The sequence below is a fragment of the Pseudomonas sp. IT-P258 genome (assembly GCF_949767825.1).
GTDB classification, from domain to species: domain Bacteria; phylum Pseudomonadota; class Gammaproteobacteria; order Pseudomonadales; family Pseudomonadaceae; genus Aquipseudomonas; species Aquipseudomonas monachiensis.
Genome location: NZ_CATKPU010000012.1, coordinates 149,809 through 173,124, shown reverse-complemented (window position 1 = coordinate 173,124; position 23,316 = coordinate 149,809). Strand labels below are relative to the sequence as shown.

Here is a 23,316-nt window from a genome sequence, read left to right as displayed (position 1 = left end):
AAAAACGCCCGGCGCGGCCGGGCGTCTTATAAAGGGTCTAGCGGTCGATCAGATGCGCTTGGCTTGTTCTACAGCGTTGCCGATGTAGTTGGCCGGGGTGAGCAATTTCAACTCGGCCTTGGCGGCGGCTGGCATGTCCAGGCCGTCGATGAAAGTCTGCAGCGCTTCTGGGCTGATGCCCTTGCCGCGGGTCAGTTCTTTCAGCTTTTCGTACGGGTTTTCGATGTTGTAGCGACGCATCACGGTCTGGATCGGCTCGGCCAATACTTCCCAGCAGGCGTCCAGGTCAGCGGCAATCTTCTGCTCGTTGAGCTCAAGCTTGCTGATGCCCTTGAGGCTGGCTTCGTACGCGATCACGCTGTGGGCGAAGCCGACACCGAGGTTGCGCAGTACGGTGGAGTCGGTCAGGTCGCGCTGCCAGCGGGAGATCGGCAGCTTGCTCGCCAGGTGCTGGAACAACGCGTTGGCGATACCCAGATTGCCTTCGGAGTTTTCGAAGTCGATCGGGTTGACCTTGTGTGGCATGGTCGACGAACCGATTTCGCCAGCGATGGTGCGCTGTTTGAAATAACCCAGGGAGATGTAGCCCCAGATGTCGCGGTCGAAGTCGATCAGGATGGTGTTGAAACGGGCGATCGCGTCGAACAGCTCGGCAATGTAGTCGTGCGGTTCGATCTGCGTGGTGTACGGGTTGAAGCCCAGGCCCAATTCGTCTTCGATGAAGGCGCGGGCGTTGGCTTCCCAGTCGATCTCAGGGTAGGCCGACAGGTGGGCGTTGTAGTTGCCGACGGCGCCGTTGATCTTGCCCAGCAGCGGAACGGCAGCGACTTGAGCGATCTGGCGCTCCAGGCGGTAAACCACGTTCGCCAGTTCTTTGCCCAGGGTGGTCGGCGAGGCCGGCTGACCGTGGGTGCGCGACAGCATCGGAACGTCGGCGAAGCGGATCGCCAGTTCGCGGATGGCGTTGGCGGTCTGGCGCATCAGCGGCAGCATCACGTCATCGCGGCCTTCGCGCAGCATCAGGGCGTGGGACAGGTTGTTGATGTCCTCGCTGGTGCAGGCAAAGTGGATGAACTCGCTGACCTTGGCCAGTTCCGGCAGCTTGGCCGCTTGCTCTTTGAGCAGGTATTCGATGGCCTTGACGTCGTGGTTGGTGGTGCGCTCGATCTCTTTGACGCGCTCGGCGTGCTCCAGAGAGAAGTTTTCCGCCAGGGTGTTGAGCACAGCGTTGGCTTCGGCGGAGAACGCCGGCACTTCACTGATGGCAGGGTGAGCGGCCAGGCGCTGGAGCCAGCGCACTTCAACCAGGACGCGGGCACGGATCAGGCCGTACTCGCTGAAAATTGGGCGCAGGGCCTGGGTTTTGCCGGCGTAGCGGCCGTCAACAGGGGAAACCGCAGTGAGCGAAGAAAGCTGCATGGGGTGTTCTCGGACAGTCGGGCAACGAAATGGGGCGCGTATCATACATGAAAAAATCCGCCGGTCCGTCGCCAACTGACCGGCGTATTACGCGTATTGCTGAGTTCGTATCTGTCGATGCGGGTTATTCGTTACGCATCAAGGGGTAAAGCTCTTTGAGCAATTTGCGGCGACTGATCACCAGCTGCCAGCGATGACCGCCCAATTGCCGCCAAAGGCGCGCCGAACGAATGCCGGCCAGCAGCAGGGCACGAATTTTCGAGGCATTGCTCGGTTGTTGCAGGTTGCGCATGTCGCCGTGTACCTGGATGCGTTGGCGCAGGGTGCTCAGGGTGTCCTGATACAGCGCGCCGCAGGCGGCGACCACGTTTTCGTGGGCCGGGCCGAAGTGTTCGACCTGGGACTGGATCTGCGGCAGGCGCTTGCCGATCACGTCGAGCATGTCGTTGCGCTTGGCCAGCTGGCGCTCAAGGCCGAGCATGGCCAGGGCATAACGCAATGGCTCGCGCTGCAGGGCACTTGGGTCGCGCTCGAGGGCGCCGATCAGTGCGCGGTAGCCTTCACGCAGGTTGATGTCGTCGCCGCCGTAGACTTCCAGGGTGTCCTTGGGGTCGCGGATCAGCAGGCTGCCGAGCATGCAGGTCAGGCCGGCTTCGTTGGTCTGGCCGGTCTTGGCGATCCTGTCCACCAGCACCGCGGCGAGAAACACGCCGCCCAGTGCCGTCAGTTGCTCCTGAATCGGGTTCATAGGGCCTGGCCCTTGCTCGTCCACGGCTCGGCTACTTCAATCACGCCGCCGCCGAGGCAGATTTCACCGTCGTAGAACACCACGGACTGGCCTGGGGTGACCGCGCGCTGCGGATCATCGAAGGTCGCGCGATAACCGGTGGCGGTTTTTTCCAGGGTGCACGGCTGGTCGCTCTGGCGATAACGAACCTTGGCGGTCAGCTTGCGTGGCTGGCTCAGGTCGACCGGGTTGACCCAGTAGATATCGGAAGCGAGCAGGGCGCGGGAGAACAGCCACGGGTGATCATTGCCCTGGCCAACGATCAGCTCGTTGTGTTCCAGGTCCTTGATCAGCACGTACCACGGCTCATCGCTGGCGTCTTTCAGGCCGCCAATACCCAGGCCCTGACGCTGACCGATGGTGTGGTACATCAGGCCGTGGTGGCGGCCGATGATTTCACCTTCGGTGGTTTTGATCTCGCCCGGTTGCGCCGGCAGGTACTGCTTGAGGAAGTCGCTGAAGCGGCGTTCGCCGATAAAGCAGATCCCGGTGGAGTCCTTTTTCTTCGCGGTCGCCAGCTCGTATTTCTCGGCAATGGCGCGCACTTGTGGTTTTTCCAGTTCGCCGACCGGGAACAGGGTCTTGGCGATCTGTTCACCGCCGACGGCGTGCAGGAAGTAGCTCTGGTCCTTGTTCGGGTCCAGGCCCTTGAGCAGTTCGGTGCGGCCATCGATGTCGCGGCGACGCACGTAGTGGCCGGTGGCGATCAGGTCGGCGCCAAGCACCATGGCGTAGTCGAGGAACGCCTTGAACTTGATTTCGCGGTTGCACAGGATGTCCGGGTTCGGCGTGCGTCCGGCCTTGTATTCGGCCAGGAAATGCTCGAACACGTTGTCCCAGTACTCGGCGGCGAAGTTGGCGGTGTGCAGCTTGATGCCAATCTTGTCGCACACGGCCTGGGCGTCCGCCAGGTCATCCATGGCGGTGCAATATTCCGTTCCATCGTCTTCTTCCCAGTTCTTCATGAACAGGCCTTCCACCTCATAGCCTTGCTCGATCAGCAGGAGGGCGGAAACGGAAGAGTCCACGCCGCCGGACATGCCGACAATGACGCGCTTCTTTTGTGTGTCAGAAGGGGCTGGATCACGCATAGGGATTCAATGAGTGTCTTGAAAAAGGACGCGATTCTATCAGGCTCGGGCCTGCATGGCTAAAGAGAAGGTCGGATCAATTCGAGGTCGAAGTGTTGGCCTGCCAGATAGTCGTCGATGCAACGGATGATCAGCTCGCTGCGCCAGTTGTCGCGTTGCTCGATTAATTCCTCGCGGGTCAACCACTTGGCGCCGACGATGCCGTCGTCCAGTTGATAATCCGGGTGGTGTTTCAGTGGTTTGGCGATAAAGCAGACCCGCTGGTAGGTCACGCCGTTGCTCGGGGCGGTATACAGATAAATTCCCAGCACGCCGGTGGGCTCGACGTCCCAGCCGGTTTCCTCGAGGGTTTCGCGCACGGCGGCTTCAATCAGGGTCTCGTTCGGGTCCAGATGACCTGCAGGCTGGTTGAGCACGTTGCGACCGGCCTTGTGTTCTTCGACCATCAGGAAGCGGCCGTTGTCCTCGACGATAGTGGCGACGGTGATGTGGGGTTTCCAGTCCATGGGTTTTCCTCGGTAAGGTCTTCGGTGTATTCGAAATTGCCAAGATCGCAGCCTTCGGCAGCTCCTACAAGGATCGGTGTAGGAGCTGCCGAAGGCTGCGATCTTTTGATCTTCGCCAGAAACACAAACCCCGGCACAAGGCCGGGGTTTGTGGTGTTCCCTTACAACCTTAAACCAGCGCAGCAACTGCCGCGTTGAAGGTCGCGCTTGGGCGCATGGCCTTGCTGATCAGCTCGGCGTCGGCGTGGTAGTAGCCGCCGATGTCCACTGGCTTGCCCTGGACGGCGTTGAGTTCGGCAACGATGGTCGCCTCGTTCTCGGTCAGGGTCTTGGCCAGGGTCGCGAACTGCGCTTGCAGTGCAGCGTCTTCGGTCTGGGCAGCCAGGGCCTGGGCCCAGTACAGCGCCAGGTAGAAGTGGCTGCCGCGGTTGTCGATGTTGCCGACTTTGCGCGATGGCGACTTGTTGTTGTCCAGGAACTGGCCGGTGGCCTGGTCCAGGGTCTTGGCCAGGACCAGCGCCTTTGGATTGTTGTAGGTCACGCCCAGGTGTTCCAGGGACGCGGCCAGGGCCAGGAATTCACCCAGCGAATCCCAGCGCAGGAAGTTCTCTTCCAGCAGCTGCTGAACGTGCTTCGGAGCCGAGCCGCCAGCGCCGGTTTCGAACAGGCCACCGCCGTTCATCAGCGGCACGATCGACAGCATCTTGGCGCTGGTGCCCAGTTCCATGATCGGGAACAGGTCGGTCAGGTAGTCGCGCAGTACGTTGCCGGTCACCGAGATGGTGTCCTTGCCGGCGCGGGTGCGCTGCAGGGTGTACTTCATTGCGTCGACCGGCGCCATGATCTGGATGTCCAGGCCGGCAGTGTCGTGATCCTTCAGGTAAGCCTGAACCTTCTCGATCACTACGCCGTCGTGGGCGCGCATCGGGTCCAGCCAGAAGATCGCCGGGGTCGCGCTTGCGCGAGCACGGTTGACGGCCAGTTTGACCCAGTCCTGGATCGGCGCGTCTTTGGTCTGGCACATGCGGAAGATGTCGCCGGCTTCAACAGCCTGTTCCATCAGCAGGTTGCCCTTGCCGTCGGTGACGCGAACAACGCCGTCAGCCTTGATCTGGAAAGTCTTGTCGTGGGAGCCGTACTCTTCGGCTTTCTTCGCCATCAGGCCAACGTTCGGCACACTGCCCATGGTGGTCGGATCGAACGCACCGTTGGCTTTGCAATCTTCGATCACGGCCTGGTAGATGGTGGCGTAGCAGCGATCCGGGATCACGGCCTTGGTGTCGTGCAACTGGCCGTCGGTGCCCCACATCTTGCCGGAGTCACGGATCATCGCAGGCATCGAGGCGTCGACGATCACGTCGCTCGGCACGTGCAGGTTGGTGATGCCTTTGTCGGAGTTGACCATCGCCAGGGAAGGGCGAACGGCGTAGACCGCCTGGATGTCAGCTTCGATGGCCGCTTGCTGTTCAGCAGGCAGGGCCTTGATGCGAGCGTACAGGTCGCCGATGCCGTTGTTCAGGTTGAAGCCGATCTGTGCCAGCACGTCAGCGTGCTTGGCCAGTGCGTCTTTATAGAACTCGGCAACGATCTGGCCGAACATGATCGGGTCGGAGACCTTCATCATGGTGGCTTTCAGGTGAACCGACAGCAGCACGCCTTGTGCCTTGGCGTCTTCGATTTCGGCCGCGATGAAGCTGCGCAGGGCGTTTTTGCTCAGTACCGCGCAATCGAGGATCTCGCCGGCTTGTACGCTGGTCTTTTCTTTCAGGACGGTAGCAGTGCCGTCTTGAGCGATCAGTTCGATTTTCACGGCGTCAGCGGCGTCGATCAGGGCGGCTTTTTCGCTGCCGTAGAAATCGCCGGTGCTCATGTGCGCGATGTGGGACTTGGAGTCCTTGGCCCACGCGCCCATTTTGTGCGGGTGCTTGCGTGCGTAGTTCTTGACCGACAACGGTGCGCGGCGGTCGGAGTTGCCTTCACGCAGGACCGGGTTCACGGCGCTGCCCTTGATCTTGTCGTAACGCGCCTTGGCTACTTTGTCGGCGTCGCTAGTGACGGTCTCGGGGTAGTCCGGAAGTGCATAGCCCTGGGCTTGCAGCTCTTTGATCGCGGCTTGCAGTTGTGGAACCGAAGCGCTGATGTTCGGTAGCTTGATGATGTTGGCTTCAGGCGTAACGGCCAGGGCGCCCAGTTCGGCGAGGTGGTCGGCTACGGCTTTGTCACCCAGTTGCTCGGGGAAGCTGGCCAGGATGCGCCCTGCAAGAGAGATATCGCGGGTTTCAACGGCGATATCAGCCGAGGCGGTGAACGCCTCTACGATAGGCAACAGTGAATAGGTGGCGAGGGCAGGAGCTTCGTCGGTGAAGGTATAGATGATCTTCGAGCGGGTGGGCATATTCGGATTAACTCTCTCTTCTTTGCTAAAGCGTGCGCAGAAACTCGAGGGCGCCGGGTAAGCGCGTTCGTTCAAAGTCATCCATGAGCCGAATATCGAGGTTTCGTTGCTGTGATGTTGGGTGCATCAGTAGGGCGTCAAGTAGCCGGACTGCGATAACAGGCCGGCTTGCCGGGCGGAAAGTCTCGTCGTAGAGCACTTCAGCCGTCGTGACCCTGTGGTCAGCGGGCGGCATTATACATAGGTAGCTGGCAATCTGCCGATGGTTCATATGCAACGAATGTCGTCCATTGGTCTAAAGGTCGCAGGGGCGAGCAGGGCGTAAGGTCACACGTCGTGCTTGGTTTTGGCGCTTTTCCCTTTGCTTTCAGGCTTGTAGCGCACGAGTTGCAAGGCTTTGCGCCAGATCGATGGAACATAGGGTTTGCGCGCCGATTCAACTGGGTTACGCTCGAACCAAGCCAGATGTTCAATCCAATCAATGGAGTTCAGCATGGGTTACAAGAAGATTCAGGTTCCAGCCGTCGGCGACAAAATCACCGTCAATGCAGACCATTCTCTCAATGTTCCTAATAACCCGATCATCCCCTTCATCGAAGGCGACGGCATTGGCGTCGACATCAGCCCGGTCATGATCAAGGTTGTCGATGCTGCCGTTAAGAAGGCTTACGGCGGCGAGCGCAAGATTTCCTGGATGGAGGTGTACGCCGGGGAGAAAGCGACTCAGGTTTACGATCAGGACACCTGGCTGCCTCAGGAAACCCTGGACGCGGTCAAGGATTACGTGGTTTCCATCAAGGGCCCGCTGACCACTCCGGTCGGTGGCGGCATCCGTTCCCTGAACGTGGCCCTGCGCCAGCAACTCGACCTGTACGTCTGCCTGCGCCCGGTGCGCTGGTTCGAAGGCGTGCCTAGCCCGGTGAAAAAGCCTGGCGATGTCGACATGACCATTTTCCGCGAGAACTCCGAAGACATCTACGCGGGCATCGAGTGGAAGGCCGGTACGCCGGAAGCCACCAAGGTCATCAAGTTCCTGAAAGAAGAAATGGGCGTTACCAAGATCCGTTTCGACGAGAACTGCGGTATCGGCGTCAAGCCGGTGTCCCTGCAAGGCACCAAGCGTCTGGCACGCAAGGCCCTGCAATATGTGGTCGATAATGATCGCGATTCGCTGACCATCGTGCACAAAGGCAACATCATGAAGTTCACCGAAGGTGCCTTCAAGGAATGGGCCTACGAAGTGGCGGCTGAAGAGTTCGGCGCGACCCTGCTCGACGGCGGTCCGTGGATGCAGTTCAAGAACCCGAAAACCGGCAAGAACGTCATCGTCAAGGATGCCATCGCCGACGCCATGCTCCAGCAGATCCTGTTGCGCCCGGCCGAGTACGATGTGATCGCGACCCTGAACCTGAACGGCGACTACCTCTCCGACGCCCTGGCGGCGGAAGTGGGCGGTATCGGTATCGCGCCGGGTGCCAACCTGTCCGACACCGTGGCCATGTTCGAAGCCACCCACGGTACCGCGCCGAAGTACGCAGGCAAGGACCAGGTCAACCCGGGGTCGCTGATCCTGTCCGCTGAAATGATGCTGCGCCACATGGGCTGGACCGAAGCGGCCGACCTGATCATCAAGGGCACCAACGGCGCGATTTCCGCCAAGACCGTGACCTATGACTTCGAGCGCCTGATGGAAGGTGCCAAGTTGGTGTCGTCTTCCGGCTTCGGCGATGCGCTGATCTCGCACATGTAAGAAAACGCTGGCACACAAAAAACCGCCTGATTCGAGAGATTGAACCAGGCGGTTTTTTTATGTCGCAATGACGGTGTGGACTTACACTGTAACGGTCTGTTGCGGGGTGGATGCCGTCGCTTTTGAAGCGTCCACCGGGTTCCCGATGTTGACCGCGTGCAGGCCCTTGGGGCCCTGGATGATATCGAATACGACAGCTTGCCCGGCTTTCAGGGTTTTATAACCATCCATTTTAATGGCTGAGTAGTGGGCAAACAGATCTTCTGTCTTGCCTTCCTCGTTGATGAATCCGTAACCCTTGGCATTGTTGAACCACTTCACCTTGCCGACAGCCATACCCAACTCCCTCTGCAACAGACTCCATCACTGGAGTATCATCCAGTACATCCGCAGTCGAATCTGTAAATAAGATTGACTCCGCGGACCTTTTTTACCCACTGTGGGCTCTATTGGTTGTAACACCCTTTTGCCGATAGTCAAGCTGACCCGGCAGTCGGAGTTGAAATCGCTGATAGCCGCCCCCACCACTGTATTTGAACAACTGACGAACCTTTCTTTCCATGCATGCAATCAGCCAGATTCGACTAACATTCAATCAGGATCGCCCGGTTCTTCAAAAAGATCAGCCGGGGGCACACGACGACGATTCCGCAGGCATTGCTGTTCAGGAGGCAAAGCCTGCACTACAGGCGCCGCCGATGTACAAGGTGGTTTTGTTCAATGATGACTACACACCGATGGATTTCGTCGTCGAAGTGCTCGAGGTGTTTTTTAACCTGAATCGCGAGCTGGCGACCAAGGTCATGCTGGCCGTCCATACAGAAGGACGGGCAGTATGTGGAGTGTTTACCCGCGACATCGCCGAGACCAAGGCCATGCAGGTCAACCAGTACGCCAGGGAAAGCCAGCATCCGCTACTCTGTGAAATCGAGAAGGACGGTTAATCGCCGACCACTTGGGTATGAGGTGAAGCTATGTTAAACCGCGAGCTCGAAGTCACCCTCAATCTTGCCTTCAAGGAAGCTCGTTCGAAGCGTCATGAGTTCATGACTGTCGAACACCTCTTGCTGGCCCTATTGGACAATGAGGCTGCCGCCACCGTTCTGCGTGCGTGCGGCGCAAACCTCGACAAACTCAAGCATGACCTGCAGGAGTTCATCGACTCCACCACGCCATTGATTCCCGTGCATGACGAGGATCGCGAAACCCAGCCAACCCTGGGCTTCCAGCGTGTACTGCAACGTGCTGTGTTTCACGTACAGAGCTCGGGCAAACGCGAAGTGACTGGTGCCAATGTGCTGGTCGCGATCTTCAGTGAGCAAGAGAGTCAGGCGGTGTTCCTGCTGAAACAGCAGAGCGTTGCCCGTATAGATGTCGTCAACTACATCGCCCATGGCATTTCCAAGGTGCCGGGGCATGGCGATCACTCTGAAGGTGAGCAAGATATGCAGGACGACGAGGGTGGTGAGTCTTCTTCCTCGGGCAATCCCCTGGATGCTTATGCCAGCAACCTCAACGAACTCGCGCGCCAGGGTCGCATCGATCCGTTGGTAGGTCGTGAGCTGGAAGTCGAGCGTGTCGCGCAGATCCTGGCGCGTCGCCGCAAGAACAATCCGCTGCTGGTGGGCGAGGCGGGCGTGGGTAAAACCGCGATTGCCGAAGGCCTGGCCAAGCGCATTGTCGACAACCAGGTGCCGGACCTGCTGGCCAACAGTGTGGTTTACTCCCTCGACCTGGGTGCCTTGCTGGCCGGTACCAAGTACCGTGGCGATTTCGAGAAGCGCTTCAAGGCGTTGCTCAATGAACTGAAAAAACGTCCGCAGGCGATCCTGTTCATCGACGAGATCCACACCATCATTGGTGCGGGTGCCGCGTCCGGTGGCGTCATGGATGCCTCGAACCTGCTCAAGCCGCTGCTGTCGTCCGGTGATATCCGTTGCATCGGTTCGACCACCTTCCAGGAATTCCGCGGCATCTTCGAGAAGGACCGTGCCTTGGCCCGGCGCTTCCAGAAGGTCGATGTGTCGGAGCCTTCGGTGGAAGACACCATTGGCATTCTGCGTGGCCTGAAAGGGCGTTTCGAAAGCCATCACAATATCGAATACAGTGATGAAGCCCTGCGCGCGGCTGCCGAACTGGCTTCGCGCTACATCAATGACCGTCACATGCCGGACAAGGCCATCGACGTCATCGACGAGGCGGGTGCCTACCAGCGCCTGCAACCGGTCGAGAAGCGTGTGAAGCGCATCGAAGTGCCGCAAGTCGAGGATATCGTCGCGAAAATCGCGCGGATTCCGCCAAAACACGTCACCAGCTCCGACAAGGAACTGCTGCGTAACCTCGAGCGTGACCTGAAGTTGACCGTGTTCGGTCAGGACGCCGCGATCGACTCGCTGGCTACCGCGATCAAGCTGTCCCGTGCCGGCCTCAAGTCCCCTGACAAGCCTGTCGGTTCGTTCCTGTTCGCAGGGCCTACCGGTGTCGGTAAAACCGAAGCGGCGCGTCAGTTGGCCAAGGCCCTGGGTGTCGAGCTGATTCGTTTCGACATGTCCGAGTACATGGAGCGCCACACCGTATCGCGTCTGATCGGTGCGCCTCCAGGCTATGTCGGGTTCGATCAGGGCGGTCTGCTGACCGAAGCCATCACCAAGCAGCCACACTGCGTGCTGTTGCTCGATGAGATCGAGAAGGCGCATCCGGAAGTCTTCAACCTGCTGCTGCAGGTCATGGACCACGGTACGCTGACCGATAACAACGGGCGCAAGGCGGATTTCCGCAACGTGATCGTCATCATGACGACCAACGCCGGTGCCGAGACCGCAGCCCGCGCTTCGATCGGTTTCACCTATCAGGATCACTCGTCCGATGCGATGGAAGTGATCAAGAAGAGCTTCACGCCGGAATTCCGCAACCGTCTGGACACCATCATCCAGTTTGGTCGCCTCAGTCATGAGGTCATCAAGAGCGTGGTGGACAAGTTCCTTACCGAGCTTCAGGCGCAACTGGAAGACAAGCGTGTGTTGCTGGAGGTCACCGATGCAGCCCGCAACTGGCTGGCCGAAGGTGGCTATGACGCGGCGATGGGGGCTCGCCCAATGGCTCGCCTGATCCAGGACAAGATCAAGCGTCCGCTGGCGGAGGAGATTCTCTTTGGCGAACTGGCCGAGCATGGCGGTGTAGTGCACATCGACATCAAGGATGGTGAGCTGACCTTCGAGTTCGAGACCACGGCCGAGATGGCCTGACGTTAAACCGCAATAAAGCAAAAAGGCGCCAATTGGCGCCTTTTTGCTGTCTGTAGGAGCTGCCGAAGGCTGCGATCTTTTGATTTTGTTTTTAAGATCAAAAGATCGCAGCCTTCGGCAGCTCCTACAAGGGCAGCGTGCGGCAGCTAAATCGCAGGCAAACAAAAACGCCCGGCATGAGCCGGGCGTCTTGTATTGACTTGATTAACGGGCGCGGTAAGTGATGCGCCCTTTGCTCAAGTCATAGGGAGTCAGCTCTACGCGCACTTTGTCGCCGGTAAGAATACGGATGTAGTTCTTGCGCATCTTGCCGGAGATGTGCGCGGTTACGACGTGCCCATTTTCCAACTCCACACGAAACATGGTGTTGGGCAGGGTGTCGACGACAGTGCCTTCCATTTCGAAGCTGTCTTCTTTCGACATGCAGTAAAGCCCTCGGTGTCCAATGAATGGCCCGGTGCAACTGCGCCAGGCAAAAGCGGCGTGCATTGTGCCCGAAAAGTGGGGTTTAAGCCAAGGGGTTTAGGGTCGGCTCTAGTTTAGAACCACCCAGCGCTGATTAATCAGCAACTCAATAGGGCGATATTGAGTCTTGTAGTTCATTTTTTTGCAGTTTTTGATCCAGTAGCCGAGGTAGACCGCATCCAGCCCCAGCCGCCTGGCCTCGGCGATTTGCCAGAGGATTGCATAGCGCCCAAGGCTGCGGCGCTCTTCGGCCGGTTCGTAGAAGGTGTAGACCGCCGAAAGACCGTTCGGCAGTAAATCGGTGACGGCGACGGCCAGAAGCTGGCCGTTCAGGCGGAACTCGTAAAATCGGGAAAACGGCAGGTCCCGCACCAGGAATGTCGAGAACTGGTCACGACTCGGCGGATACATGTCGCCATCGGCGTGACGCTGTTCGATATAGCGCTGGTAAAGGTCGAAGTACTCTTCATTGAAGCCGGGCCTGGCCGGACGCACCTGCAAATCCACGTTGCGCTTGAAGATGCGTTTCTGTTGCCGGTTGGGCGTGAACTGCCCCACGGGAATGCGCGCCGGAACGCAGGCATTGCAATTCTGGCAATGCGGCCGATAGAGATGATCGCCACTGCGACGAAACCCCATTTCCGACAGGTCTGCATAGACATGCACATCCATGGGCTGACTAGGGTCGAGAAACAGGGTTGTGGCCTGCTCCTCGGGCAGATAACTGCAAGAGTGCGGCTGAGTGGCATAGAACTTCAAACGCGCCAACTCGGTCATGATCAACCCTCGGGATAATGCTTTTGAATAAGTGTAAGCCACACGGGAGAAAGTCGCTCAGCAAACCCAGGTGGCGGTGTTGGCTTGGTCCAGGTGCCTGGCCAGATAGCTGGCAAATTCACGGCGAGGAATGGCGCGTGCGCCCAGGCTGTGCAGGTGGTCGGTGGGCATCTGGCAATCGATCAGTACAAAACCCGAGTCTTTCAGATGCCGCACCAGTGTGGCAAAGCCGAATTTCGAGGCGTTGTCGGCGAGACTGAACATGGATTCGCCGAAAAACAGCTGGCCCATTGCCAGGCCGTAGAGCCCGCCCACGAGTTCGTCCCCGTCCCACACTTCCACCGAGTGCGCGTGTCCACGCCTGTGCAGCTCGATGTAGGCGTCCTGCATGGCCTCGGTAATCCACGTGCCGTCAGCGTACTCCCGGGGAGCTGCACAGGCGCGGATGACGGCAGCGAAGTCCTGGTCAAAGGTCACTTGATAGCGTTGCTGGCGCAGCAGTTTGTTCAGGCTGCGCGAGATGTGCAATTCGTCGGGAAACAGCACGGTACGCGGGTCCGGCGACCACCAGAGGATCGGCTGGCCTTCGGAAAACCATGGGAAGCAGCCGTGGCGATAAGCCGAGATCAGCCGATCGGCGGACAGATCACCACCGGCAGCCAGAAGCCCGTTGGGGTCGCGCATGGCCTTTTCCAGCGGTGGGAAATGCAAGGTGTTGCGTTGTAACCAAGTCAGCATGGCATCCAGGCTTGCAGTAGGGGAGGGCAGTGGCGGGTGTTGGCCCGCCATAAAGTTTGCCTTTAAACGGTTGGAATGTCGTCGAGGTATTTTTCAGCGTCCAGCGCCGCCATGCAACCGGCCCCGGCAGATGTAACGGCCTGGCGATAAACGTGGTCGGCCACGTCGCCGGCGGCAAACACCCCTGCAATCGCCGTAGCGGTGGCATCGCCTTCGCTGCCACCCTTGACCTGCAGATATCCGTCGCGCATTTCCAGCTGGCCCGCGAACAGGTCGGTGTTGGGTTTGTGGCCGATGGCGATAAACACCCCGGCCAATGTCAGCTCCTTGGTTTCACCGGTGTGGCTGTCCCGCAGGCGGGCGCCGGTCACGCCGCTGGCATTGCCGAGCACTTCGTCCAGGTTCTGGTTCCAGTGCAGGCGGACATTGCCATTGGCGGCTTTTTCGAAGAGTTTGTCCTGGAGGATCTTCTCCGAGCGCAGCTTGTCGCGCCGATGGATCAGGTGCACTTCCTTGGCGATGTTCGACAGGTACAAGGCTTCCTCGACCGCCGTATTGCCGCCGCCGACCACCGCAACCACCTGATTGCGATAGAAAAATCCATCACAGGTCGCGCACGCCGACACCCCTTTGCCGGCAAACGCTTCCTCCGACGGCAGACCCAGGTATTGCGCGCTGGCGCCGGTGGCAATGATCAGTGCGTCGCAGGTGTAGGTTCCGCCATCGCCAATCAGCTCGAACGGCCGTTGTTGCAACTTGGCGGTATGGATGTGGTCGTAAACGATCTCGGTGGCAAAGCGTTCGGCGTGTTTTTGCATGCGATCCATCAGCACCGGCCCGGTCAGGCCTTCAACGTCCCCTGGCCAGTTATCCACTTCGACGGTGGTGGTGAGCTGGCCACCCGCCTGGATGCCGGTAATGACAACGGGCTTGAGGTTGGCGCGGGCGGCATACACGGCCGCGCTGTAACCGGCGGGGCCGGAGCCCAGGATGATCAGGCGTGAATGCTTCGCTTCGCTCATAAAAACACCTCATAAGCCTTTGTCACAAAAGAGAATGCATGCTCAAATTGAACAGCATGTCATATGCTTTTGACTATGCTACACCCAAGGGTCTCAAGCATGGCGTCGTGCGTACAAACCCGTACAATGCCCTGCGTGTTACATATATTCAGTGCGCGCCATGTTTATAAAAACCGGGGCGCAGTGTTAAAAGTAGTCCCGGTAACGCGTGTTAACTTTTTTACCTGCCTGGATTGGGCAGTTTTTTCGCGGTTTTTATAGACATTCACCAGATGGACGCGCCCATGGCGCAGGAAAAGAAGCGTTTTGAAGAAATCCACCGCAGCACCTAAACCAGCCGTCGTACCGCTCTGGCGCCAGCACTTGCACTACCGACTCAAGGAAGGTGCGCTGATCGCCATCGGTGCCTTGTGCCTGTTCCTGATGATGGCCTTGTTGACCTACGGCAAGGACGATCCGGGCTGGAGTCATAACAGCAAGATCGACGATGTGCAGAACTTCGGCGGGCCAGCGGGCTCCTACAGCGCCGATATCCTGTTCATGGTGCTGGGTTACTTCGCCTACATCTTCCCGTTGCTGCTGGCCGTCAAGGCGTACCAGATCTTCCGCCAGCGTCACGAACCGTGGCAGTGGAGCGGTTGGCTGTTCTCCTGGCGCCTGATCGGCCTGGTGTTCCTGGTGCTGTCGGGGGCCGCGCTGGCCCATATCCATTTTCATGCCGCGACCGGTCTGCCGGCCGGTGCGGGTGGCGCGCTGGGGGAAAGCCTCGGCGAACTGGCCAGGAACGCCCTGAATATCCAGGGCAGCACGCTGTTGTTCATTGCCTTGTTCCTGTTCGGCCTGACTGTGTTTACCGATCTGTCGTGGTTCAAGGTGATGGACATCACCGGCAAAATCACCCTCGACCTGTTCGAGCTGTTCCAGGGCGCCGCCAATCGCTGGTGGGCTGCCCGTACCGAGCGCAAACAACTGGTTGCCCGGTTGCGTGAAGTCGATGATCGTATGGATGAAGTGGTCGCGCCGACCGTCACCGACAAGCGCGAGCAGGCCAAGGTCAAGGAACGCCTGATCGAACGTGAGCAAGCCCTGAGCAAGCACATGTCCGAGCGTGAGAAGCAGGTGCCGCCGGTGATTGCGCCCGCGCCGCCAAAGCCCGCCGCGCCGAGCAAGCGCGTCGAGAAAGAGAAGCAGGCGCCGCTGTTCGTCGACAGCGCCGTGGAAGGCACCTTGCCGCCGATCTCGATTCTCGACCCGGCGGAAAAGAAACAGCTCAATTACTCGCCTGAATCCCTGGCTGCGGTTGGCCACCTGCTGGAAATCAAGCTCAAGGAATTCGGCGTCGAAGTCACGGTGGATTCGATTCACCCGGGCCCGGTGATCACCCGTTACGAGATCCAGCCGGCGGCCGGGGTCAAGGTCAGCCGTATTTCCAACCTGGCCAAAGACCTTGCGCGCTCCCTGGCCGTGACCAGCGTGCGCGTGGTGGAAGTGATTCCGGGCAAGACCACGGTCGGTATCGAGATTCCCAACGAAGACCGGCAGATCGTGCGTTTCTCCGAGGTGTTGTCGACCCCCGAGTACGACAACTTCAAATCCCCGGTCACCCTGGCCCTGGGCCACGACATCGGCGGCAAGCCGGTCATCACTGACCTTGCGAAGATGCCGCACCTGCTGGTGGCCGGTACCACCGGTTCCGGTAAGTCGGTGGGTGTGAACGCGATGATCCTGTCGATCCTGTTCAAGTCCGGCCCGGAAGACGCCAAGCTGATCATGATCGACCCGAAAATGCTTGAGCTGTCGATCTACGAAGGCATTCCGCACCTGCTGTGCCCGGTGGTCACCGACATGAAGGACGCCGCCAACGCCCTGCGCTGGAGCGTTGCCGAGATGGAGCGACGCTACAAGCTGATGGCCAAGATGGGTGTGCGAAACCTGTCGGGCTTCAACGCCAAGGTCAAGGAAGCCCAGGACGCCGGCGAGCCGTTGAGCGATCCGCTGTACAAGCGCGAAAGCATTCACGACGAAGCGCCGCTGCTGAGCAAGCTGCCGACCATCGTGGTGGTGGTCGACGAATTTGCCGACATGATGATGATCGTCGGCAAGAAGGTTGAAGAACTGATCGCCCGTATCGCGCAAAAGGCGCGTGCGGCCGGTATTCACTTGATCCTGGCGACCCAGCGTCCGTCGGTGGATGTAATCACCGGTCTGATCAAGGCCAACATCCCGACCCGCATGGCGTTCCAGGTATCGAGCAAGATCGACTCGCGGACCATCATCGACCAGGGCGGCGCCGAACAACTGCTCGGCCACGGTGACATGCTCTACATGCCACCGGGCACCAGCCTGCCGATTCGTGTTCACGGTGCTTTCGTGTCCGACGATGAGGTTCACCGCGTGGTGGAAGCCTGGAAGCTGCGGGGCGCGCCGGAATACAACGACGACATCCTCAATGGCGTCGAAGAGGCGGGCAGCGGCTTTGAAGGCAGCAGTGGTGGCGGCGACGGTGACGATCCCGAGGCCGACGCGCTGTACGACGAAGCCGTGCAGTTCGTGCTGGAAAGCCGTCGCGCCTCCATTTCCGCGGTTCAGCGCAAACTGAAGATCGGCTACAACCGCGCCGCGCGCATGATCGAAGCCATGGAAATGGCCGGGGTCGTGACGTCCATGAACACCAACGGTTCGCGTGAAGTCCTGGCCCCGGGCCCGGTGCGCGACTGACCCGAGTATGAAAAGGGTGGTGCCTTTGGCGCCGCCCGCACTCCCACGAATGTTATGAGGACTCCCATGCGTCTGATCCGCATGCTGTTGCTGCCGGTACTGGCCTTGACCACGCTCCAGGCTAACGCCGATGACAAGGACGTGGCGCGCCTGACCCAACTGCTGGAAAAATCCCAGACCCTGACCGCACGTTTCTCGCAACTGACCCTCGATGGCACCGGCACCCAGTTGCAGGAAACTGCTGGCGAGATGTCGCTGCAGCGTCCTGGCCTGTTCTACTGGCACACCGATGCGCCAGCCGAACAGACCATGATCTCCGATGGCAAGAAAGTCACCCTGTGGGACCCGGACCTGGAACAGGCCACCATCAAGAACCTCGACCAGCGCCTGACCCAGACCCCGGCCTTGCTGTTGTCCGGTGACGTGTCCAAGATCAGCCAGAGCTTCGACATCAGCGCCAAGGAAGCCGGTGGGGTGATCGACTTCACTCTCAAGCCGAAAACCAAGGACACCCTGTTCGACAGCCTGCGCCTGTCGTTCCGCAATGGCCTGGTCAATGATATGCAACTGATCGACAGCGTTGGTCAGCGCACCAATATCCTGTTCACCGGGGTGAAGGCCAACGAGCCGATCCCTGCGTCCAAGTTCAAGTTCGATATCCCGAAAGGGGCTGACGTAATTCAGGAATAAGACAGATAACCTGTGGGAGCGAGCTTGCTCGCGATGGCGGCATAACATTCAACAGCAATGTCGACTGACCTGACGCTATCGTCGGAACGCCGCCCGGAGCAAGCTCGCTCCCACAGGGGCTTGCGGTGTTTAATGATTTGGCTGATAGGCAGTGAGGTTTTTTAGGTAACCATGGATCTGTTTCGCAGCGCCCCCATCGCCCAGCCCTTGGCCGCCCGCCTGCGTGCGGCCAATCTGGACGAGTACGTCGGTCAGGAACACGTGCTCGCTCGCGGCAAACCCCTGCGCGAAGCGCTGGAGCAGGGTGCCCTGCATTCGATGATTTTCTGGGGACCGCCGGGCGTGGGCAAAACCACCCTGGCGCGATTGCTCGCGGAAGTCTCGGATGCGCACTTCGAAACGGTCTCGGCGGTGCTGGCCGGGGTCAAGGAGATCCGCCAGTCGGTGGAAATCGCCAAGCAGCAGGCCGCGCAGTACGGGCGCCGCACCATCCTGTTCGTCGACGAGGTGCATCGCTTCAACAAATCCCAGCAGGATGCGTTCCTGCCCTATGTCGAGGACGGCACGCTGATTTTCATCGGCGCGACCACGGAAAACCCCTCCTTCGAGCTCAACAACGCCTTGCTGTCACGGGCGCGGGTCTACGTGCTCAAAAGCCTCGACGAAGCGGCCCTGCGCAAACTGGTGCAGCGCGCGCTGACCGAAGAGCGTGGCCTGGGCAAGCGCAACCTGACCCTCAGCGACGAAGGCTTCCAGATGCTGCTGTCGGCCGCCGATGGTGATGGCCGGCGCCTGCTCAACCTGCTGGAAAACGCCTCGGACCTGGCGGAAGACAACAGCGAGATCGGCATCGATCTCCTGCAAAGCCTGCTCGGCGATACCCGCCGGCGGTTCGACAAGGGCGGCGAAGCGTTCTACGACCAGATATCCGCGCTGCATAAATCGGTGCGCGGCTCCAACCCTGATGGCGCCTTGTATTGGTTCGCACGGATGATCGACGGCGGTTGCGACCCCCTGTACCTGGCCCGGCGCGTGGTGCGCATGGCCAGCGAAGACATCGGCAATGCCGACCCCCGCGCCCTGAGCCTGTGCCTGGCGGCCTGGGAGGTGCAGGAGCGCCTCGGCAGCCCCGAAGGCGAACTGGCGGTGGCCCAGGCCATCACCTACCTGGCTTGTGCGCCAAAGAGCAATGCGGTCTACATGGGCTTCAAGACCGCATTGCGCGCCGCCGCCGAGCACGGTTCTCTGGAAGTGCCGCTGCACCTGCGTAACGCGCCGACCAAACTTATGAAGCAACTGGGCTATGGCGATGAATACCGTTATGCCCATGATGAGCCGGACGCCTATGCCGCTGGCGAAGACTATTTCCCGGAAGAACTCGACCCGATCCCGTTCTATCAGCCCGTGCCCCGTGGCCTGGAGTTGAAAATCGGCGAAAAACTCAATCACCTGGCGAAACTCGACCGTTTAAGCCCAAGGCAGCGGAGAAAATAGTGCTTCCCTTGATCGTTGCGGTTTCCGTCGGCGGGATGGCCGGCACATTGTTGCGCTTCGCCACCGGCAACTGGATCAACGCGAATTGGCCGCGGCACTTCTATACAGCGACGCTGGCCGTTAATATCGTGGGCTGTTTGCTGATCGGCGTTCTATACGGTCTGTTTTTGATACGCCCGGAGGTGCCCATCGAGGTGCGTGCCGGGTTGATCGTTGGCTTCCTCGGGGGCCTGACAACTTTTTCATCCTTTTCACTGGATACGGTGCGCCTGCTGGAAAGCGGGCAAGTGCCGCTGGCCCTGGGCTATGCGGCGCTCAGCGTATTCGGCGGGCTGCTTGCCACCTGGGCCGGCCTGTCCTTGACCAAACTTTGATAAACGAGAAACCGACATGCTCGATTCCAAACTGTTACGTAGCAACCTTCAGGACGTAGCGGACCGCCTGGCATCCCGTGGCTATACCCTGGATGTTGCGCGCATCGAAGCGCTGGAAGAACAGCGCAAGACCGTCCAGACCCGCACCGAAGCACTGCAGGCTGAACGTAATGCGCGCTCCAAATCCATCGGTCAGGCCAAGCAGCGCGGTGAAGACATCGCGCCGCTGATGGCGGACGTCGAGCGCATGGCGGGCGAATTGAGCGCCGGTAAAGTCGAACTGGACGCGATCCAGACCGATCTGGACTCGATCCTGCTGGGTATCCCCAACCTGCCGCACGAATCGGTACCGGTCGGCGAAGACGAAGACGGCAACGTCGAAGTGCGTCGCTGGGGTACCCCGACGGCCTTCGATTTCCCGGTTCAGGACCACGTCGCCCTGGGCGAGAAGTTCGGCTGGCTGGACTTCGAAACCGCCGCCAAGCTGTCCGGCGCCCGTTTCGCCCTGCTGCGCGGCCCGATCGCACGTCTGCATCGCGCCCTGGCGCAATTCATGATCAACCTGCACGTCACCGAGCACGGCTACGAAGAGGCCTACACGCCTTATCTGGTCCAGGCCCCGGCGTTGCAAGGCACCGGCCAGTTGCCGAAGTTCGAAGAAGACCTGTTCAAGATCGCGCGCGAAGGCGAAGCCGACCTGTACCTGATCCCGACCGCCGAAGTGTCGCTGACCAACATCGTCGCCGGCGAAATCGTCGACTCGAAACTGCTGCCGATCAAGTTTGTCGCCCACACCCCGTGCTTCCGTAGCGAAGCTGGCGCGTCGGGTCGCGACACCCGCGGCATGATCCGCCAGCACCAGTTCGATAAAGTCGAGATGGTGCAGATCGTCGAGCCGTCGCAGTCGATGGCAGCGCTGGAAGGGCTGACTGCCAACGCCGAGAAGGTCCTGCAACTGCTGGAACTGCCTTACCGCACCCTGGCCTTGTGCACCGGCGACATGGGCTTCAGCGCGGTCAAGACTTACGACCTGGAAGTGTGGATCCCGAGCCAGGACAAATACCGCGAAATTTCGTCGTGCTCCAACTGTGGCGACTTCCAGGCCCGGCGCATGCAGGCGCGTTTCCGCAACCCGGAAACCGGCAAGCCGGAACTGGTACACACCCTGAACGGCTCCGGCCTGGCAGTCGGCCGTACCCTGGTGGCGGTGCTCGAGAACTATCAGCAGGCCGACGGTTCGATCCGCGTGCCTGAAGTCCTCAAGCCGTACATGGGTGGCCTCGAGGTCATCGGCTAAATGAACTATCTGCCGCTGTTCCATAACCTGCGCGGCAGTCGTGTGTTGGTCGTCGGCGGGGGGGAGATTGCCTTGCGCAAGTCCCGCCTGCTGGCCGATGCCGGTGCGCTGCTGCGGGTGGTTGCACCTGAAATCGAAGCGCAATTGCGCGAGCTGGTTACCGGCAGCGGTGGCGAGTGCCTGCTACGTGGCTACGCCGAGGCGGATCTGGACGGTTGCGGGCTGATCATTGCCGCCACCGATGACGAAACGCTGAACGCACAAGTCTCCGCCGACGCCCGTCGGCGTTGCGTGCCGGTCAACGTGGTAGACGCGCCAGCCCTGTGCAGCGTGATCTTCCCGGCCATTGTCGACCGTTCTCCGTTGATCATTGCCGTGTCCAGCGGCGGCGATGCACCGGTGCTGGCGCGTTTGATCCGCGCCAAGATCGAAACCTGGATTCCTTCCACCTACGGTCACCTGGCCGGGCTTGCGGCGCGATTCCGCCATCAGGTCAAAGGCCTGTTTCCGGATGTGCAGCAGCGTCGGGCGTTCTGGGAAGATGTTTTCCAGGGACCGATTGCCGACCGGCAATTGGCCGGGCAGGGCGGTGAAGCCGAGCGCTTGCTCCAGGCGAAAATCGATGGCGAAGCGCCAGTGGCGACCGGTGAGGTCTATCTGGTGGGCGCCGGTCCGGGTGATCCCGATCTGCTGACGTTCAAGGCATTGCGTCTGATGCAGCAAGCCGACGTAGTGCTGTACGACCGTTTGGTCGCACCGGCGATTCTCGAACTGTGCCGTCGCGACGCCGAGCGGGTCTACGTCGGCAAGCGCCGAGCCGATCACGCGGTGCCGCAGGACCAGATCAACCAGCAATTGGTGGACCTGGCCAAGCAAGGCAAGCGCGTGGTGCGGTTGAAGGGCGGCGATCCGTTCATCTTCGGTCGTGGTGGTGAGGAGATCGAAGAACTGGCGGCCCATGGCATCCCGTTCCAGGTCGTGCCGGGTATCACGGCGGCCAGTGGTTGCGCGGCCTATGCCGGGATTCCGCTGACCCACCGCGATTATGCGCAGTCGGTGCGCTTCATCACCGGCCACCTCAAGGACGGCTCCAGCGATTTGCCATGGGCCGATCTGGTGGCCCCGGCACAGACCCTGGTGTTCTACATGGGCCTGGTGGGCTTGCCGATCATCTGCGAGCAGTTGATCAAGCATGGTCGCGCCGCCGATACCCCGGCGGCACTGATCCAGCAGGGCACCACAGTCAACCAGCGAGTGTTTACCGGCACCCTGGCGGACCTGCCACGACTGGTGGCGGAGCATGAAGTGCATGCGCCGACCTTGGTGATCGTCGGTGAAGTGGTGCAACTGCGCGAGAAACTGGCGTGGTTTGAAGGGGCTCAGGGGCAGGTCTGATTACTGCGTTGGCTGTTGCAAAAAGATCGCAGCCTTCGGCAGCTCCTACAGGGGTAAGGTGTACACCCTGTAGGAGCTGCCGAAGGTTCGGGCCGCGTTCGGACGATCTTTTGCTTTTTAACGCTTTTTCCAAACCCCTTTCCCGCTCAACCGCTCCCGATCATGGGGCGCGGTGAAGTCTTGGGCCGGACCTTTGGGCACCACACCCGTCGGGTTGATGGTGCGGTGGCTGGCGTAGTAGTGGTTCTTGATGTGGGTGAAGTCCACCGTCTCGGCGATTCCCGGCCACTGATAAATCTCCCGCAGCCAGTTCGACAGGTTCGGATAATCCGCGATCCGCCGCAGGTTGCACTTGAAGTGCCCGTAGTACACCGCATCGAAGCGAATCAGCGTGGTGAACAGGCGGATGTCCGCTTCGGTCAGGTACTCGCCAGCCAGGTAGCGGTTGGCACTCAGTAACTGTTCCAGATGATTGAGCTCGGCAAACACTTCATCGAAGGCTTGTTCATAAGCCTGCTGCGAGGTGGCAAACCCGGCGCGGTACACGCCATTGTTGACGGCCGGGTAGATCCGCTCGTTCAACGCATCGATCTCGCCGCGCAGCGGCGCCGGGTAGAAGTCCAGGTCGTTACCGGTCAGATCGTCGAAGGCGCCATTGAACATGCGGATGATTTCCGATGATTCATTGTTGACGATGCGCTTCAGTTTTTTGTCCCACAGCACCGGTACGGTGACGCGGCCGGTGTAGTCGGCGGTGTCGGCGGTGTAGCGCTGGTGCATGAAGTCGAAGTGATCGAGCCTGTCGCCGGTCGAACCGAGGGTCTGGTCGAAGGTCCAGCCGTTTTCCAGCATCAACCAACTGACCACCGAAACGTCGATCAGGTTTTCGAGGCCTTTGAGTTTGCGCAGGATCAAAGTGCGATGAGCCCACGGGCAGGCCAGGGACACGTACAGGTGATAGCGCCCGGGCTCGGCCGCAAAACCGCCGACACCGGTCGGTCCCGGCTTGCCGTCTGCGGTCAACCAGTTGCGACGCTGCGCCTGTTCACGCTGGAACGCACCGTCCTTGCTGCTTTCGTACCACTTGTCCTGCCAGCGGCCATCCACTAATAAACCCATGTTCAAGACTCCTGAAACCCATAATCGATGGAGT

Annotated in this window: 21 protein-coding genes; 9 read left to right on the top strand and 12 right to left on the bottom strand. The window is 60.0% G+C overall.

From position 1 onward, the window contains the following. Positions 1-48 precede the first annotated feature (48 nt). From purB to ACM6G4_RS02045, 6 genes are all read right to left on the bottom strand, one after another. Positions 49-1,419, bottom strand: a complete 1,371-nt coding sequence (gene purB / locus ACM6G4_RS02070; RefSeq protein ID WP_007972090.1) for an adenylosuccinate lyase — start codon at positions 1,417-1,419, stop codon at positions 49-51. 124 nt (positions 1,420-1,543) lie between these two features. Beyond that, complete coding sequence (gene hflD, locus ACM6G4_RS02065; protein ID WP_008053455.1) at positions 1,544-2,167, bottom strand: high frequency lysogenization protein HflD; 624 nt, start codon at positions 2,165-2,167, stop codon at positions 1,544-1,546. Continuing rightward, positions 2,164-3,297 (bottom strand): tRNA 2-thiouridine(34) synthase MnmA, encoded by a 1,134-nt coding sequence (gene mnmA / locus ACM6G4_RS02060; protein ID WP_056723828.1) that lies wholly within the window; start codon positions 3,295-3,297, stop codon positions 2,164-2,166. Before mnmA ends, hflD begins: the two co-directional genes overlap by 4 nt. Positions 3,298-3,356: 59 nt before the next feature. Next, entirely contained in the window at positions 3,357-3,803 is a 447-nt protein-coding gene (locus ACM6G4_RS02055) for an NUDIX hydrolase (RefSeq protein WP_056723827.1), read from the bottom strand. A gap of 169 nt (positions 3,804-3,972) precedes the next feature. Continuing rightward, complete coding sequence (locus ACM6G4_RS02050; protein WP_414912934.1) at positions 3,973-6,198, bottom strand: NADP-dependent isocitrate dehydrogenase; 2,226 nt, start codon at positions 6,196-6,198, stop codon at positions 3,973-3,975. A 327-nt stretch (positions 6,199-6,525) separates the two neighbouring features. Beyond that, complete coding sequence (locus ACM6G4_RS02045) at positions 6,526-6,693, bottom strand: hypothetical protein (RefSeq protein WP_177336465.1); 168 nt, start codon at positions 6,691-6,693, stop codon at positions 6,526-6,528. On the opposite strand from ACM6G4_RS02045, the gene icd reads away from it, so the two are divergent. Continuing rightward, a complete protein-coding gene (gene icd / locus ACM6G4_RS02040; RefSeq protein ID WP_007972065.1) occupies positions 6,692-7,948 on the top strand; it encodes an NADP-dependent isocitrate dehydrogenase in 1,257 nt (418 codons plus the stop codon). The two genes, ACM6G4_RS02045 and icd, sit on opposite strands and share 2 nt — an antisense overlap. A gap of 81 nt (positions 7,949-8,029) precedes the next feature. On the opposite strand, the gene cspD is transcribed toward icd, so the two are convergent. Further along, entirely contained in the window at positions 8,030-8,284 is a 255-nt protein-coding gene (gene cspD / locus ACM6G4_RS02035) for a cold shock domain-containing protein CspD (RefSeq protein ID WP_414912933.1), read from the bottom strand. A gap of 224 nt (positions 8,285-8,508) precedes the next feature. Between cspD and clpS the strand changes: the two genes are divergently transcribed. Together clpS and clpA are read left to right on the top strand one after the other, a co-directional pair. After that, on the top strand, positions 8,509-8,892 hold the full coding sequence (clpS, locus tag ACM6G4_RS02030) for an ATP-dependent Clp protease adapter ClpS (protein ID WP_056723819.1): 384 nt from the start codon (positions 8,509-8,511) through the stop codon (positions 8,890-8,892). A 30-nt stretch (positions 8,893-8,922) separates the two neighbouring features. Then, positions 8,923-11,193, top strand: coding sequence for an ATP-dependent Clp protease ATP-binding subunit ClpA (gene clpA, locus ACM6G4_RS02025; RefSeq protein WP_056723817.1), 2,271 nt, complete (start codon positions 8,923-8,925; stop codon positions 11,191-11,193). A 204-nt stretch (positions 11,194-11,397) separates the two neighbouring features. On the opposite strand, the gene infA is transcribed toward clpA, so the two are convergent. From infA to trxB, 4 genes are all read right to left on the bottom strand, one after another. Then, positions 11,398-11,616: a translation initiation factor IF-1 gene (gene infA, locus ACM6G4_RS02020; protein ID WP_002553999.1), complete on the bottom strand. Its 219-nt coding sequence runs from the start codon at positions 11,614-11,616 to the stop codon at positions 11,398-11,400. A gap of 111 nt (positions 11,617-11,727) precedes the next feature. Continuing rightward, a complete protein-coding gene (locus ACM6G4_RS02015; protein WP_056723815.1) occupies positions 11,728-12,435 on the bottom strand; it encodes an arginyltransferase in 708 nt (235 codons plus the stop codon). Between the two features lie 57 nt (positions 12,436-12,492). Next, positions 12,493-13,173 carry a leucyl/phenylalanyl-tRNA--protein transferase gene (gene aat / locus ACM6G4_RS02010; RefSeq protein ID WP_056723866.1) on the bottom strand — a complete coding sequence of 227 codons (681 nt, stop codon included), beginning with the start codon at positions 13,171-13,173 and terminating at the stop codon, positions 12,493-12,495. A gap of 62 nt (positions 13,174-13,235) precedes the next feature. Next, positions 13,236-14,195 (bottom strand): thioredoxin-disulfide reductase, encoded by a 960-nt coding sequence (trxB, locus tag ACM6G4_RS02005; RefSeq protein ID WP_056723812.1) that lies wholly within the window; start codon positions 14,193-14,195, stop codon positions 13,236-13,238. Between the two features lie 306 nt (positions 14,196-14,501). On the opposite strand from trxB, the gene ACM6G4_RS02000 reads away from it, so the two are divergent. The 6 genes from ACM6G4_RS02000 to cysG all read left to right on the top strand — a co-directional run bounded on the left by ACM6G4_RS02000 (position 14,502) and on the right by cysG (position 22,163). Then, complete coding sequence (locus ACM6G4_RS02000; RefSeq protein ID WP_056723810.1) at positions 14,502-16,913, top strand: DNA translocase FtsK; 2,412 nt, start codon at positions 14,502-14,504, stop codon at positions 16,911-16,913. Between the two features lie 66 nt (positions 16,914-16,979). Then, positions 16,980-17,603: an outer membrane lipoprotein chaperone LolA gene (lolA, locus tag ACM6G4_RS01995; protein ID WP_008049385.1), complete on the top strand. Its 624-nt coding sequence runs from the start codon at positions 16,980-16,982 to the stop codon at positions 17,601-17,603. A 171-nt stretch (positions 17,604-17,774) separates the two neighbouring features. Beyond that, positions 17,775-19,097, top strand: coding sequence for a replication-associated recombination protein A (locus ACM6G4_RS01990; RefSeq protein ID WP_414912932.1), 1,323 nt, complete (start codon positions 17,775-17,777; stop codon positions 19,095-19,097). Further along, on the top strand, positions 19,097-19,471 hold the full coding sequence (gene crcB / locus ACM6G4_RS01985; RefSeq protein WP_056723806.1) for a fluoride efflux transporter CrcB: 375 nt from the start codon (positions 19,097-19,099) through the stop codon (positions 19,469-19,471). The genes ACM6G4_RS01990 and crcB overlap by 1 nt, the downstream gene beginning before the upstream one ends. A gap of 16 nt (positions 19,472-19,487) precedes the next feature. Beyond that, entirely contained in the window at positions 19,488-20,768 is a 1,281-nt protein-coding gene (gene serS / locus ACM6G4_RS01980; protein WP_056723804.1) for a serine--tRNA ligase, read from the top strand. Further along, on the top strand, positions 20,769-22,163 hold the full coding sequence (gene cysG, locus ACM6G4_RS01975) for a siroheme synthase CysG (protein ID WP_414912931.1): 1,395 nt from the start codon (positions 20,769-20,771) through the stop codon (positions 22,161-22,163). It abuts the gene before it with no gap. 117 nt (positions 22,164-22,280) lie between these two features. Here the strand turns inward: cysG and ACM6G4_RS01970 are convergent, their stop codons facing one another. Next, on the bottom strand, positions 22,281-23,282 hold the full coding sequence (locus ACM6G4_RS01970; protein ID WP_414912930.1) for a glutathione S-transferase family protein: 1,002 nt from the start codon (positions 23,280-23,282) through the stop codon (positions 22,281-22,283). Between the last annotated feature and the right edge of the window lie 34 nt (positions 23,283-23,316).

Bases quoted from the DNA above. Each gene is read 5' to 3' on its own strand.
- cysG (WP_414912931.1), top strand. From the start codon at position 20,769: ATGAACTATCTGCCGCTGTTCCATAACCTGCGCGGCAGTCGTGTGTTG.
- hflD (WP_008053455.1), bottom strand. From the start codon at position 2,167: ATGAACCCGATTCAGGAGCAACTGACGGCACTGGGCGGCGTGTTTCTC.
- ACM6G4_RS01970 (WP_414912930.1), bottom strand. From the start codon at position 23,282: ATGGGTTTATTAGTGGATGGCCGCTGGCAGGACAAGTGGTACGAAAGC.
- ACM6G4_RS02045 (WP_177336465.1), bottom strand. From the start codon at position 6,693: ATGCTGAACTCCATTGATTGGATTGAACATCTGGCTTGGTTCGAGCGT.
- serS (WP_056723804.1), top strand. From the start codon at position 19,488: ATGCTCGATTCCAAACTGTTACGTAGCAACCTTCAGGACGTAGCGGAC.
- clpS (WP_056723819.1), top strand. From the start codon at position 8,509: ATGCATGCAATCAGCCAGATTCGACTAACATTCAATCAGGATCGCCCG.
- mnmA (WP_056723828.1), bottom strand. From the start codon at position 3,297: ATGCGTGATCCAGCCCCTTCTGACACACAAAAGAAGCGCGTCATTGTC.
- cspD (WP_414912933.1), bottom strand. From the start codon at position 8,284: ATGGCTGTCGGCAAGGTGAAGTGGTTCAACAATGCCAAGGGTTACGGA.
- ACM6G4_RS02050 (WP_414912934.1), bottom strand. From the start codon at position 6,198: ATGCCCACCCGCTCGAAGATCATCTATACCTTCACCGACGAAGCTCCT.
- aat (WP_056723866.1), bottom strand. From the start codon at position 13,173: ATGCTGACTTGGTTACAACGCAACACCTTGCATTTCCCACCGCTGGAA.
- ACM6G4_RS02055 (WP_056723827.1), bottom strand. From the start codon at position 3,803: ATGGACTGGAAACCCCACATCACCGTCGCCACTATCGTCGAGGACAAC.
- purB (WP_007972090.1), bottom strand. From the start codon at position 1,419: ATGCAGCTTTCTTCGCTCACTGCGGTTTCCCCTGTTGACGGCCGCTAC.
- trxB (WP_056723812.1), bottom strand. From the start codon at position 14,195: ATGAGCGAAGCGAAGCATTCACGCCTGATCATCCTGGGCTCCGGCCCC.
- ACM6G4_RS01990 (WP_414912932.1), top strand. From the start codon at position 17,775: ATGGATCTGTTTCGCAGCGCCCCCATCGCCCAGCCCTTGGCCGCCCGC.
- clpA (WP_056723817.1), top strand. From the start codon at position 8,923: ATGTTAAACCGCGAGCTCGAAGTCACCCTCAATCTTGCCTTCAAGGAA.
- ACM6G4_RS02015 (WP_056723815.1), bottom strand. From the start codon at position 12,435: ATGACCGAGTTGGCGCGTTTGAAGTTCTATGCCACTCAGCCGCACTCT.
- icd (WP_007972065.1), top strand. From the start codon at position 6,692: ATGGGTTACAAGAAGATTCAGGTTCCAGCCGTCGGCGACAAAATCACC.
- infA (WP_002553999.1), bottom strand. From the start codon at position 11,616: ATGTCGAAAGAAGACAGCTTCGAAATGGAAGGCACTGTCGTCGACACC.
- lolA (WP_008049385.1), top strand. From the start codon at position 16,980: ATGCGTCTGATCCGCATGCTGTTGCTGCCGGTACTGGCCTTGACCACG.